The sequence below is a fragment of the Caldimonas caldifontis genome (assembly GCF_002930615.1).
In the GTDB taxonomy this organism is placed as follows: domain Bacteria; phylum Pseudomonadota; class Gammaproteobacteria; order Burkholderiales; family Burkholderiaceae_C; genus Caldimonas; species Caldimonas caldifontis.
In genome coordinates this window covers 226,686-239,303 of sequence record NZ_PSNX01000003.1, presented here as the reverse complement: position 1 = coordinate 239,303, position 12,618 = coordinate 226,686, and the positions used below count along the sequence as shown (strand labels likewise).

General features: G+C 66.5%; 12 protein-coding genes. 6 read left to right on the top strand and 6 right to left on the bottom strand.

Going from position 1 to position 12,618, the window contains the following annotated elements:
• Positions 1 to 14: 14 nt before the first annotated feature.
• The 3 genes from C1704_RS04395 to C1704_RS04385 are packed head-to-tail and all read left to right on the top strand — an operon-like array spanning position 15 to position 2,159.
• Entirely contained in the window at positions 15 to 989 is a 975-nt protein-coding gene (locus C1704_RS04395) for an MBL fold metallo-hydrolase (RefSeq protein WP_104301360.1), read from the top strand.
• Between the two features lie 14 nt (positions 990 to 1,003).
• Positions 1,004 to 1,579 (top strand): histidine phosphatase family protein, encoded by a 576-nt coding sequence (locus C1704_RS04390; RefSeq protein ID WP_211286824.1) that lies wholly within the window; start codon positions 1,004 to 1,006, stop codon positions 1,577 to 1,579.
• 40 nt (positions 1,580 to 1,619) lie between these two features.
• Complete coding sequence (locus C1704_RS04385; RefSeq protein WP_104301358.1) at positions 1,620 to 2,159, top strand: adenine phosphoribosyltransferase; 540 nt, start codon at positions 1,620 to 1,622, stop codon at positions 2,157 to 2,159.
• Positions 2,160 to 2,171: 12 nt separating this feature from the next.
• Here C1704_RS04385 and C1704_RS04380 read toward each other — a convergent pair whose 3' ends face one another.
• From C1704_RS04380 to rpmH, 6 genes are all read right to left on the bottom strand, one after another.
• On the bottom strand, positions 2,172 to 2,639 hold the full coding sequence (locus C1704_RS04380; protein ID WP_104301356.1) for a cyclic nucleotide-binding domain-containing protein: 468 nt from the start codon (positions 2,637 to 2,639) through the stop codon (positions 2,172 to 2,174).
• Positions 2,640 to 2,823: 184 nt separating this feature from the next.
• Positions 2,824 to 4,200, bottom strand: coding sequence for a tRNA uridine-5-carboxymethylaminomethyl(34) synthesis GTPase MnmE (gene mnmE / locus C1704_RS04375; protein WP_104301354.1), 1,377 nt, complete (start codon positions 4,198 to 4,200; stop codon positions 2,824 to 2,826).
• A gap of 74 nt (positions 4,201 to 4,274) precedes the next feature.
• Positions 4,275 to 5,996, bottom strand: coding sequence for a membrane protein insertase YidC (gene yidC, locus C1704_RS04370; protein ID WP_104301352.1), 1,722 nt, complete (start codon positions 5,994 to 5,996; stop codon positions 4,275 to 4,277).
• On the bottom strand, positions 5,993 to 6,292 hold the full coding sequence (gene yidD, locus C1704_RS04365; RefSeq protein ID WP_104301350.1) for a membrane protein insertion efficiency factor YidD: 300 nt from the start codon (positions 6,290 to 6,292) through the stop codon (positions 5,993 to 5,995). Before yidD ends, yidC begins: the two co-directional genes overlap by 4 nt.
• A complete protein-coding gene (locus C1704_RS04360; RefSeq protein WP_104301348.1) occupies positions 6,289 to 6,759 on the bottom strand; it encodes a ribonuclease P protein component in 471 nt (156 codons plus the stop codon). Before C1704_RS04360 ends, yidD begins: the two co-directional genes overlap by 4 nt.
• Positions 6,760 to 6,780: 21 nt before the next feature.
• Positions 6,781 to 6,915 carry a 50S ribosomal protein L34 gene (rpmH, locus tag C1704_RS04355; protein ID WP_104301346.1) on the bottom strand — a complete coding sequence of 45 codons (135 nt, stop codon included), beginning with the start codon at positions 6,913 to 6,915 and terminating at the stop codon, positions 6,781 to 6,783.
• A 239-nt stretch (positions 6,916 to 7,154) separates the two neighbouring features.
• Here rpmH and dnaA point away from each other — a divergent pair, with 239 nt between their 5' ends.
• From dnaA to gyrB, 3 genes are all read left to right on the top strand, one after another.
• Positions 7,155 to 8,561, top strand: coding sequence for a chromosomal replication initiator protein DnaA (gene dnaA / locus C1704_RS04350; protein ID WP_104301344.1), 1,407 nt, complete (start codon positions 7,155 to 7,157; stop codon positions 8,559 to 8,561).
• A 259-nt stretch (positions 8,562 to 8,820) separates the two neighbouring features.
• Entirely contained in the window at positions 8,821 to 9,927 is a 1,107-nt protein-coding gene (gene dnaN / locus C1704_RS04345; RefSeq protein WP_104301342.1) for a DNA polymerase III subunit beta, read from the top strand.
• 75 nt (positions 9,928 to 10,002) lie between these two features.
• Positions 10,003 to 12,507: a DNA topoisomerase (ATP-hydrolyzing) subunit B gene (gene gyrB / locus C1704_RS04340; protein ID WP_104301340.1), complete on the top strand. Its 2,505-nt coding sequence runs from the start codon at positions 10,003 to 10,005 to the stop codon at positions 12,505 to 12,507.
• The last annotated feature ends 111 nt before the right edge of the window (positions 12,508 to 12,618 follow it).

Here is a 12,618-nt window from a genome sequence, read left to right as displayed (position 1 = left end):
ACAGGAGCGTTCCCATGATGCATCGCCGCCAGTTTCTTGCCGGTTCGGCCGCCCTGGCCCTTGGCTCTTTCGGCTCCCTGGGCTTTGCGCCCGTGTGGGCCCAGAACGCGCCCGACCTGGGCACCCCCACCCTGCCCAACCCCGGCTTTGCCCGCCTGCGCATCGGGGAGGTCGAGATCGTGGCCATCCATGATGGCGTGGCCCGCCGACCGCTGGCCGAAGGCTTCGTGCGCGACGTGCCGCTGTCGCAGGTCCAGGCCGCCCTGACCGAGGCCGGCCTGCCCACCACGCATGTGGACATCAGCTTCACCGCCTTCGTGGCCATCATGGGCGAGCGTCGCGTGCTGATGGACACCGGCAACGGCCAGTTCGGCGCGCCCACCACCGGCCGGCTGCTCGCCAATCTCCAGGCCGCCGGCATCGCCCCCGACAGCATCGACACCGTGTTGATCACGCACTTCCACGGCGACCACATCAACGGCCTGCGCAATCGCGAAGGCCAGACGCCCTTCACCAAGGCCAAGGTCTGGGTGCCCGAGGCCGAATGGGCCTTCTGGATGGACGATGCCCGCATGAACGCCGCCCCCGAGGCGATGCGCGGTGCCTTCCAGAACGTGCGCCGGGTCTTCGGCCCCATCGCCGGCGAGGTGCAGAAATTCGCCGCCGACGCGACGCTGATGCCGGGTCTGCGCGCGATCTCGGCCCACGGCCACACGCCGGGCATGTCGATGTTCCAGGTGGAGTCGGGTGGCCAGCGCTTCCTCAACGTGGCCGACCTGTCCAACATCCCCGCGCTCTTCGTGCGCCAGCCCGACTGGGCCGTGGCCTTCGACATGGATCCGCAGGCCGCGCGCGCCGTGCGCCGCAAGATCCTCGCCATGGCCGCGCAGGACGGCGTGACGGTGGGAGGCTACCACTTCCCCTTCCCCGCCTTCGGCGCGATCCGCACCCGTGGCGACGGCTACGACTTCACGCCGGTGACGGCCTGAGCCAGGGGCCGGCCATGCAGCGCCGCCTCGCCCTGCATGGCCTGGCCACCCTGGGCCTCACGCCCGGGCTGGGCCGCGCCCAGGCCAGCGACGACGCACTCTTCGACGCCCTGCGCCAAGGTGGCACGGTCCTGATGCTGCGCCACGCCCAGACCGAAGCCGGCGTGGGCGACCCGCCTGGGTTCCGACTGGGCCAGTGCAGCACCCAGCGCAATCTGTCTGAAGCCGGCCGGGCCCAATCCCGACGCATCGGCCAGGCCCTGGCCGCGCGCGGCCTGGTGCCCCGCGCGGTGCGCTCCAGTGGCTGGTGCCGCTGCATCGACACGGCCGAGCTGGCCTTCGGGCGCCACGAGATCTGGCCCGCCCTGCATTCCTTCTTTGCGGAACGCGCGGCCCAGCGCGACCCGCAGACCGCCGAACTGCGGCGCGCGCTGGCCGGGCTGCCCGCACCAGGCTTCGAGGCCTGGGTGACGCACCAGGTCAACATCACCGCGCTCACCGGCACCTGGGTGGGCATGGGCGAGGCTGTGGTGATCCGCGGCGGCCCCGATGGCGGCACAATGCTGGGCCGGCTGAGCCTGGGCGCCTGAGACGCGCGGGCGGCCCACCCCGCCCTCTTGCGCCTCTGCCATGGACACCGCCGACTACATCAAGCGCCACATCCGCACCGTGCCCGACTGGCCCTCGCCAGGCGTGCAGTTCCGCGACATCACGCCGCTGCTGCAGAACCCCAAGGTTTTCCGGGTGCTGATCGACCAGTTCGTGCACCGCTACTTCGACACCACGGTGGACGTGGTGGCCGGGCTGGACGCACGCGGCTTCATCATCGGCTCGGTGCTGGCCTACGAGCTCAATGTCGGCTTCGTGCCCATCCGCAAGAAGGGCAAGCTGCCCTTCACCACGGTGGAAGAAACCTACGAGCTGGAGTACGGATCGGCCACGGTGGAGCTGCACACCGATGCCGTGAAGCCCGGCGACCGCGTCGTGCTGATCGACGACCTCATCGCCACCGGCGGCACCATGATGGCCGGCAAACGCCTGCTCGAACGCCTGGGCGCCACGGTGATCGAGGGCGCCGCCATCGTCGAGCTGCCGGAACTGGGCGGCGGCGACAAGCTGCGCGCCAGCGGGCTGCCCCTCTTCACCCTGGTGAGCTTCGAGGGGCACTGAGGCAAGGACCACTCAGGTCATGGGCATGCGGTTGGCCAGGTTGGCGCGCATGCGAATGGCCATGACCGCACCGGCCGCCCGCAGCACCTCCAGGGCCACCACCGGGAGGCGGGCGGCCATCTCTTCCAGGCGCGGCAGACGCAGCGCGTAGATCACGCCGGGCGTCATGGCCTCGACGTTGGCCATGCGCGGCCCGTCGGCAAAAAGCGAGGGCTCGCCCAGGATCGCGCCGGGGCGCAGGATGGCCACCTTGTTGGCACCCGGTGGGCCGCCACTCACGAACACCTGCATCGTGCCCTGGGCCAGGAAGTACATCGCCCGGTCGCGGTCGCCCTGCTTGATCACCTGGTCGCCCATGCGCACCTCGTGGCGCGTGAGGAACTGCGTGAGCTGCTGCCACTGCTGGGCATTGAGTCGGGGGCGGAATGCGTCCTCGGTGTTGAGCGACTGCACCGCCTGGATCAGGTCCTGGCCTTCCATGTTCTTCTGTCCTTTGCACTGCGCTGGATGCCGCCTGCGCGAAGGCGCGAGGCCCCGGCATCAGGTGCACCCATTATGGGACGTGTCACCGCGCCCCCACAATCACGCCCCCCGGCTCAGGGTGGGGGGTTGCGCGCGTCCATCGGCGCTCGTGCGCCGTTCATCGCGGGCGGGAGGGCCGCCGTTACTTGCCGATGCAGAACTTACTGAAGATCTCGCCCAGCAACTCGTCGGCCGTCATGCGGCCGGTGATCTCGCCCAGCGCATCGTGGGCCAGGCGCAGCTCCTCGGCCAGCAGGTCCAGCGCGGCGTCGGCCACGCGGGCGTGGGCGTCGGCCTGGGCCAGGTGCTGCGCCGTGCGCCTGAGCGCGCGCAGGTGCCGCTCGCGCGCGATGAACACCCCCTCGGGCTGGGCATGCCAGCCGGCCAGGGCCAGCAGCTGCCGGCGCAAGGCTTCCAGCCCTTCGCCCGTCTTCGCCGACAGCGCCACGTGGGGTTCGCCCAGGCCCGCCGGGAGGCCGCCGGCATCGAGCTTGTTGTACACGTGCACGATGCGCGCGCCCTCGGGCAGGCGCGAGGCGATCGCCGCCTCGCCCGCGTCGTAGTCGGCCTGGCCCAGGCGGGTGAGGTCGTGCAGGAAGAGCACGGCATCGGCCTGGCCGATCTCGCTCCAGGTACGCGCGATGCCGATGCGCTCCACCTCGTCGGTGGCTTCGCGCAGGCCGGCGGTGTCGATGATGTGCAGCGGCACGCCCTCGATCTGGATGGTCTCGCTGACCTTGTCGCGCGTGGTGCCGGGAATGGGGGTGACGATGGCCAGTTCGGCCCCGGCCAGGGCATTGAGCAGGGAGCTCTTGCCCACGTTGGGCTGGCCGGCCAGCACAAGTCGGATGCCTTCGCGCAGCAGGGCGCCCTGGTGGGCGCGGTCCAGCAAGGCATCGAGTGCGGTGCGGATGGCGTCGAGCTGGCCGCGCGCATCGGCCTTCTCGAGGAAGTCGATCTCTTCCTCGGGGAAGTCGAGCGTGGCCTCCACCAGCATGCGCAGACGCACCAGGCGTTCGCGCAAGGCCTCCACCTGCTGCGAGAAGGCCCCTTGCAGCGAGCGCCCGGCCGAGCGCGCCGCCGCTTCGGTGCTGGCTTCGATGAGGTCGCTCACCGCCTCGGCCTGGGCGAGGTCGAGCTTGTCGTTCAGAAAGGCCCGTTCGGTGAACTCGCCCGGCTCGGCCAGGCGCAGCGGCGGCAGCGCCGTGGCGGCCACCTCCAGGCAACGGGCCAGCAGCAGCTGCAGCACCACCGGCCCGCCATGGGCCTGCAGCTCCAGCACGTCTTCGCCGGTGTAGGAATGGGGGGCCGGGAAATACAACGCCAGCCCCTGGTCGATGGCCTGGCCCTGGGCGTCCGGGAAGGGCAGGTAATGGGCATGGCGCGGCTGCAGCGCGCGGCCCAGCAAGGCCGACACGAAGCCCGACAGGTCGCGCCCCGACACCCGCACGATGCCCACGGCCCCGCGGCCGGGGGCGGTGGCAATCGCAAGGATGGGATCCTGATGGCGAGGCAGCATGGGATGCATTGTCCTCACAAAAGACAAACGCCCCGCGGCTTGCACCACAGGGCGTCGGGTTCAGCAGGTCAGGCTCAGCTCTTCTTCGAGAACTTGAGGTCGAGCACGCCCAGCTTCTTGTTGATGTACCACTGCTGCGCGATCGACAGGATGTTGTTCGTCAGCCAGTACAGCACCAGGCCGGCCGGGAAGAGGAAGAACATCACCGAGAACATCAGCGGCATGATCCACATCATCTTGGCCTGGATGGGGTCCGGCGGCGTGGGGTTCAGCCAGGTCTGCAGCAATGTCGAGGCCGTCATCAGCAGCGGCAGGATGTAATACGGATCCTTGGCCGACAGGTCGGTGATCCACAGAATCCAGGGCGCGTTGCGCATCTCCACCGACGACAGCAGCACCCAGTACAGCGCGATGAACACGGGGATCTGGATCAGGATGGGGAAGCACCCACCCATCGGGTTGACCTTCTCCTCGCGGTAGATGCGCATCATCTCCTGCTGCATCTGCTGCGGCTTGTCCTTGTAGCGCTCGCGCAGCTCGGTGATGCGGGGCGCCACGGCCTTCATCTTGGCCATCGAGGCATAGGCCTTGGCATTGAGCCAGTAGAAGGCCGCCTTCAGCAGGAACACCAGCGCCACGATCGACCAGCCCCAGTTGCCCAGCAGTGCATGGAGCTTGTCGAGCAGCCAGAACAGCGGCTTGGACAGAATGGTGAACCAGCCATAGTCCTTCACCAGTTCCAGGCCGGGGGCCAGGGCTTCGAGCTTCTTCTCTTCCTGCGGGCCCACGAAGAACGTGGTCTCCACGGTGTGCGTCTCGCCGGGGGCCACCGTGGGCAGGGGCACGACCATTGCGATCGAGTAGAGGTTGTTGCTCACCTTGGCCGTGCGGAACTCGCGCTGCAGCCTGTCGTGGCCCGGCACGTTGAGCAGCCAGGCCGAGGCGAAGTAGTGCTGCACCATCGCGATCCAGCCGTTGTCGGCCGGTGCCGCGGTTTCAGCGCGACCGCGCTCGATGTCCTTGAAGTCGATCTTGTGGAACTTCTTGGCGTCGGTGTAGAGCGCCGGGCCCGTGAAGGTGAAGTAGAAGCTCGACTCACCGGGAGGCGGGTTGCCGTCACGCACGAGCTGCAGGTAGAGCTGAGGATCGCGCGGCGCGTCGGCGCTGTTGACCACCTCATGGCGCACGCCCACCGTGTATTCGCCCCGGGTGAAGGTATAGGTCTTGACGTACTGCAGGCCGCCCACCACCGGCGAGCTCAGCTTCACCTCCAGGCGGTCCTGGCCATCGGCCAGCACGCGCGGGCCCGGCTCGGCGGTCATCACCGTGAAGTGGTTGGGGAAGCGCTCGCCCGCATCGTCCTTGTTGATCAGACCGGTCTGGGCCAGATAGACCCGCTGGGCCGACTGGTCGAGCAGCACCACGTTGCGGCTGCGGTCGTTCTGGTCGGAGAACTTCAGCAACTCGACGTAGCTCAGCGTGCCACCCTGGGTGTCGATCACGGCCTTGACCACGTCGGTGGTGATCTCCAGCCGCTCGGACGCTGCAGGCGTGGCCGCTGCGGGCACGGCGGCCTGTGTGGCAATGCTGCCCGGAGTGGTGACTGCCGCCGGGGCCGGCAAGGCTGCGGCCGATGCGCCACCTTCGGGTGTGGCGGAGGCGGGCGCGCTCTGCTGGGCCACGGGGGTCGGCGAGAACATCGAGGGCCGGCCGGAGTGCTTGTTCCAGGCGTCCCAGAGCAGGACGAGGGACATCGAGAACACCACCCACAGGATGGTGCGGCGCATATCGGTCATGGAGACGACTCGCTGGTGGAATTGGACGTGGCGCCCGGCACGGGACCGGGCTCGACATGGCGGGAGAACAGGCCCGGTCGCCGCGCAGGCACCGGGTCGTGGCCACCCTCGCACCAGGGGTGGCAGCGCAGCAGGCGGCGGGCGGCCAGGTAACTGCCCGCGGCCGCGCCGTGGCGGTCGAGCGCCTGCAGCGCATAGGCCGAGCAGGTGGGCTCGAAACGGCAGTCGCCCCCCACCCAGGCACTGAAAAGCAGCTGGTAGCCGCGCACCATCGCCTTGAGGGCCCCGGCCATCATGGCTGGCCCCCCAGGCCCAGACGCCGCGCGGCACCGGCCATCAGTGCATCGATCTCGACACGCACGGCCTGGCGCAAAGCGGGCGAATCCGCACTGGGAAACTGGCTGCGATCAAAGGACGAGCGCAAGCGCGCCACCCACATCCCGCCGGGCAGGACGTGTTGGTAGCGCGCGAAGGCTGCGTACATCTGCCGCTTCAGCACGTTGCGGGTGACGGCCCGACGCGCCCAGCGCTTCGGAATCACCACCCCCACGCACAGCCGCCGGGGCAAGGCCATCGAGCCATCCACAAGCGGGCCACTGTCAGGGGCAGACCCTGTTGACAACTGGCCGGATTCACGCAAGTGGTGCAGCACGAAATGCGGGCTGCGGGCCACGATGGCCGGGCCGCCAGCCCCCAGCACCCGTTCGAAATCGGCGCGACGCTTGAGTCGCACCAGGCCCACAGGCGTCGAGGACGGGGCCAACCCGGCGCTCGCCGCGCGGGATCAGACGGCCAGGCGCTTGCGGCCCTTGGCGCGACGAGCGTTGATGACCTTGCGGCCACCCTTGGTCTTCATGCGCACCAGGAAGCCGTGCGTGCGCGCACGACGGACCTTGGAAGGTTGGTAAGAGCGTTTCATGATGGATCCTCTCGGAGCACTCCGCCCGGAGGGCGCGAATGGATGAGTTCGACGAAGTCGCCCGAATTCGGGAAACCCTCAATTACACCAAACACCCCCTTTCAGGTCAATGACTTGCGCACGATACCTGGCGTTGGCCTGGGGGTTTGCCCGGGCACATTTTCTGTGGATAAGTCCCCCCTCAGGCCCTCGTCGGGGCTAGAATCGCCCGGCTCCAAGAAAAAGTTTTCCACAACTCCATGAGCTCCGACTTGTGGCAGCGGTGCTGCGAACGACTCGCCACCGAACTGCCCGAACAGCAATTCGCCACCTGGATCCGACCGCTGCCCGCAGGCCTCGTCACGCACACCGAGGCCGGGCCGGTCATGTCGGTGCGCGTGCCCAACCGCTTCAAGCTCGACTGGATCCGCAACCAGTACGCCGCCCGTATCGAGGCCTTGCTGGCCGAACTGAACGGGCAGCCCATGCGGCTCGAATTGAGCCTGGCGCCCCGTGAAGCCCTTTCACCGCGCCCGGTGGCTGCGGCGGTGCACGCCCTGCCCCAGGGACTGAACGGCAGCCACAACGGGCACGCCGTGGCTCCCCCCGTGGTCAGTCCGGCTCCCGCACCGGCCTCCCAGCCCTCGCGCAACCGGCTCAACCCCAGCCTGACCTTCGACACCCTGGTGCCCGGGCGGGCCAACCAGATGGCGCGCACCGCCGCGCTGCATGTGGCCGGGGCGCCGGGCCAGATGTACAACCCGCTCTTCATCTACGGTGGCGTGGGCCTGGGCAAGACCCACCTGATGAACGCCGTGGGCAATGCCCTGCTGGCCGACCGGCCCGATGCCAAGGTGCTCTACCTGCACGCCGAGCAGTTCATCTCCGACGTGGTGAAGAACTACCAGCGCAAGACCTTCGACGAGCTCAAGGCCAAGTACCACCAGCTCGACCTGCTGCTGATCGACGACGTGCAGTTCTTCGCCGGCAAGGACCGCACCCAGGAAGAGTTCTTCAACGCCTTCGAGGCCCTGCTGGCCAAGAAGGCCCACATCATCATGACCAGCGACACCTACCCCAAGGGGTTGGTGGACATCGACGAGCGCCTGACCAGCCGCTTCGACTCCGGCCTCACCGTGGCCATCGAGCCGCCCGAGCTGGAGATGCGCGTGGCCATCCTGATCAAGAAGGCCGAGACCGAAGGCGCCCAGATGCCCGAGGACGTGGCCTTCTTCGTGGCCAAGAACGTGCGCGCCAACGTGCGCGAACTCGAAGGCGCGTTGCGCAAGATCCTGGCTTATTCACGGTTTTCCCACAAGGAAATCAACATCGCCCTGGCCCGCGAGGCACTCAAGGACTTGCTCTCGATCCAGAACCGGCAGATCTCGGTCGAGAACATCCAGAAGACGGTGGCCGACTTCTACAAGATCAAGGTCGCCGACATGTATTCCAAGAAGCGGCCCGCCTCCATCGCCCGACCGCGCCAGATCGCGATGTACCTGGCCAAGGAACTGACGCAGAAGAGCCTGCCCGAGATCGGCGAGCTCTTTGGCGGACGCGACCACACCACCGTGCTGCACGCGGTGCGCAAGATCGGTGGCGAACGCAGCAAGAACACTGAGCTGAACCAGCAGTTGCACGTGCTGGAGCAGACCCTCAAGGGCTGACACCGACCATGACACGCGCCATCAGCACCAAGGGGGGGCTTGTTGTCAAAGCACAAAGCTGGGGACAACTCTGGAACAAGCTCCGCCTTGTCCACAGGATCGGCCGCTTTTGCGAAGTTGTTGTCGGTCAGCGCGCGGGCTTCCCCCGGCACCCCCCACAGGCTTGTCCTTGCGCCAAGCCCTTGATCGAACAAGACAAAATAGCGTTCTCCACAAAAACAACGGCCCCCTACTACGGCTACCACCTTAAGAGGTTCACATGATTGTGTTGAAAGCACCCCAGGACAAAGTGCTCGGCGCCCTCCAGGCCGTCTCCGGCATCGTGGAGCGCCGCCACACCCTGCCCATCCTGGCCAATGTGCTCATCCGCAAGACCGGAGCCCAGGTGGAGTTCACCACCAGCGACCTGGAGATCCAGGTGCGCACCACGGCCGAACTGGAGGGCGATGCCGGCAACTTCAGCACCTCGGTGGGCGCGCGCAAGCTCATCGACATCCTGCGCTCGCTGCCGGCCGACCAGGTGGTGTCGCTTTCGGCCAACCAGAACAAGCTCACGCTGCAAGGCGGTAAAAGCCGCTTCACACTGCAGACCCTGCCGGCCGAGGACTTCCCGCTGGTGCAGGAAGCCGCCGACTTCGGCCCGAGCTTCAGCGTGCCGCAGAAGACGCTCAAGAGCCTGATCGGGCAGGTGCACTTCGCGATGGCCGTGCACGACATCCGCTACTACCTCAACGGCATCCTCTTCGTGGCCGAAGGCAAGCAGCTCACGCTCGTGGCCACCGACGGCCACCGCCTGGCCCTGGCCAGCGCCACGCTGGAAGTGGAGATGCCGCGCCAGGAGGTGATCCTGCCGCGCAAGACCGTGCTGGAGCTGCAGCGCCTGCTCAAGGATGAGGACACCCCCATCGAGATGCGCTTTGCCGGCAACCAGGCCAAGTTCAGCTTCTCGGGCATGGAGTTCGTCACCAAGCTCGTGGAAGGCAAGTTCCCCGACTACAACCGCGTCATCCCCAAGAACCACAAGAACAGCGTCACGCTGGGCCGTGCGGCGCTGCTGGCCAGCCTGCAGCGCGCGGCCATCCTCACGAGCGAGAAGTTCAAGGGCGTGCGCGTGAACATCGAGCCCGGTACCCTGCGCATCGCCTCGAGCAATGCCGAACAGGAAGAGGCCAAGGAGGAGCTGGAGATCGATTACGGTGGCGACACCATCGAGATCGGCTTCAACGTGACCTACCTGGTCGATGCCCTGGCCAACATGAGCCAGGAGATGGTGAAGGTCGAGCTGCAGGACGCCAACTCCAGCGCGCTGATCACCATCCCCGACGACAACGGCTTCAAGTATGTCGTGATGCCCATGCGGATCTGAGGCTCACCCCCCAGCCCAGCCCCTGTTTCCCGATGCCCGCCACGCGCGGGCATGCATGTTTGAAAAGAGTCCCCCATGTCTGAACCGACCCCGAGCCAAGCACCTTCGTCCAAGCCTGTGGATGCCGGCGGCTATGGCGAAAGCTCCATCCAGATCCTGGAAGGCCTGGAGGCCGTGCGCAAGCGCCCCGGCATGTACATCGGCGACACTTCCGACGGCACGGGCCTGCATCACCTGGTCTTCGAAGTGGTGGACAACTCCATCGACGAAGCCCTGGCCGGGCATTGCGACGACATCGTCGTCACCATCCACACCGACAACTCGATCTCCGTCATCGACAACGGCCGCGGCATCCCCACCGGCGTGAAGATGGACGACAAGCACGAGCCCAAGCGCAGTGCGGCCGAGATCGCACTGACCGAGCTGCACGCGGGCGGCAAGTTCAACCAGAACAGCTACAAGGTCTCGGGCGGCCTGCATGGCGTGGGCGTGTCGTGCGTGAATGCCTTGTCGAAGTGGTTGCGTCTGACCATCCGCCGCGACGGCAAGGTGCACTTCCTCGAGTTCCGCAAGGGCGTGCCGCAGGATCGCGTGCTCGAGCAGCGCAACGGTTTCGAGGTGAGCCCCATGAAGGTCATCGGCGAGACCGACAAGCGCGGCACCGAGGTGCACTTCCTGCCCGATGACGAGATCTTCCAGCAGAACAACGACTTCCATTACGACATCCTGGCCAAGCGGCTGCGCGAGCTGTCCTTCCTGAACAACGGCGTGAAGATTCGTCTGGTGGACGAGCGCCACAACAAGGAAGACAACTTCGCCTTCGCCGGGGGCGTGAAAGGTTTTGTCGATTTCATCAACCAGGGCAAGAAGGTGCTGCACCCCAATGTCTTCCATGCCGTAGGCGACAAGCTCAGCGACCAGAACACCAACATCGGGGTCGAGGTGGCGATGCAATGGAACGACGGCTACAGCGAGAACGTTCTGTGCTTCACCAACAACATCCCCCAGCGTGATGGCGGCACCCACCTGACCGGCCTGCGTGCGGCGATGACCCGTGTGATCAACAAGTACATCGAGGACAACGAGCTGGCCAAGAAGGCCAAGGTCGAAGTCAGTGGTGACGACATGCGTGAAGGCCTGGCTTGCGTGGTGAGCGTGAAGGTGCCCGAGCCGAAGTTCAGCAGCCAGACCAAGGACAAGCTGGTGTCCAGCGAGGTGCGTGGCCCGGTGGAAGAGATCGTGGCTGGCAAGCTCACCGACTGGCTCCTGGAAAACCCCACCGACGCCAAGATCATCTGCGGCAAGATCGTGGAAGCTGCCCGCGCACGAGAGGCTGCCCGCAAAGCCCGAGAAATGACACGCCGCAAAGGCGTGCTCGACGGCCTGGGCCTGCCCGGCAAGCTGGCCGACTGCCAGGAAAAAGACCCCGCGCTGTGCGAGATCTACATCGTCGAGGGCGACTCCGCCGGCGGTTCGGCCAAGCAGGGCCGTGATCGGAAGTTCCAGGCCATCCTGCCGCTGCGCGGCAAAATTCTGAACGTCGAGAAGGCACGCTATGAGAAGTTGCTCTCGAGCAACGAGATCATCACGCTGATCACCGCGCTGGGCACCGGCATCGGCAAGGACGACTTCAACCCCGACAAGCTGCGCTACCACCGCATCATCATCATGACCGATGCGGACGTGGACGGCGCGCACATCCGCACCCTGCTGCTCACCTTCTTCTACCGCCAGATGCCCGAACTGGTGGAGCGCGGCCACATCTACATCGCCCAGCCGCCGCTGTACAAGGTGAAGGTGGGCAAGGACGAGCAGTACCTGAAGGACGCGCACGAACTCGACGCCTACCTGCTTCGCGTGGCGCTGAAGGATGCGCGCCTGGACACGGGCGTCAATGGCACGGTGCTCGAAGGTGAAACGCTGGAAACCCTGGCGCGCCAGTACGTGCTGGCCAACAACGTGATCGACCGCCTGGCCAACTGGATGGACGTGGAAGCCCTGCGCGCCCTGGCCGATGGCCTGGAGCTGCAGCTTGACACGGCCGAACAGGCCCAGGCCTCAGCCGCCGCCCTGAAGGCCGCGCTGCACGACGCCCAGGTGGAAGCCGTGTATGACGAACGCACCGACAAGCAGATGCTGCGCATCGGCCGCCGCCACCACGGCAACCTCAAGACCAGCGTGATCAGCGCCGACTTCGTGCACGGCGCCGACTACGAAGCCCTGAGCACCGCCGGCAAGATGTTCAAGGGCCTGGTCAGCGACAACGCCGTGGTCCGCAAGGGCGAAGGCGACAAGCAGAAGGAAGCCAAGGTCGCCGACTTCCGCCAGGCCATGGCCTGGCTGATGCAGCAGGCCGAAAACAGCGTGGGCCGTCAGCGCTACAAGGGCCTGGGCGAAATGAACCCCGAGCAGCTCTGGGAAACCACCATGGACCCCAACGTGCGCCGCCTGCTGCGCGTGCAGATCGAAGACGCCATCGAAGCCGACCGGGTGTTCACGATGCTGATGGGCGACGAGGTGGAGCCGCGTCGCGACTTCATCGAGAGCAATGCGCTGAGGGCGGCGAATATTGATGTGTGAGGTTGTTGTAGCCAGCACCCATAGCTTGTCATCGACGCCCATCACCCAGCTTCAGAAGTTCCTCACACCGTAAGAACATTGAACGAAAAGAGGCCGTGAACGCAGAATATT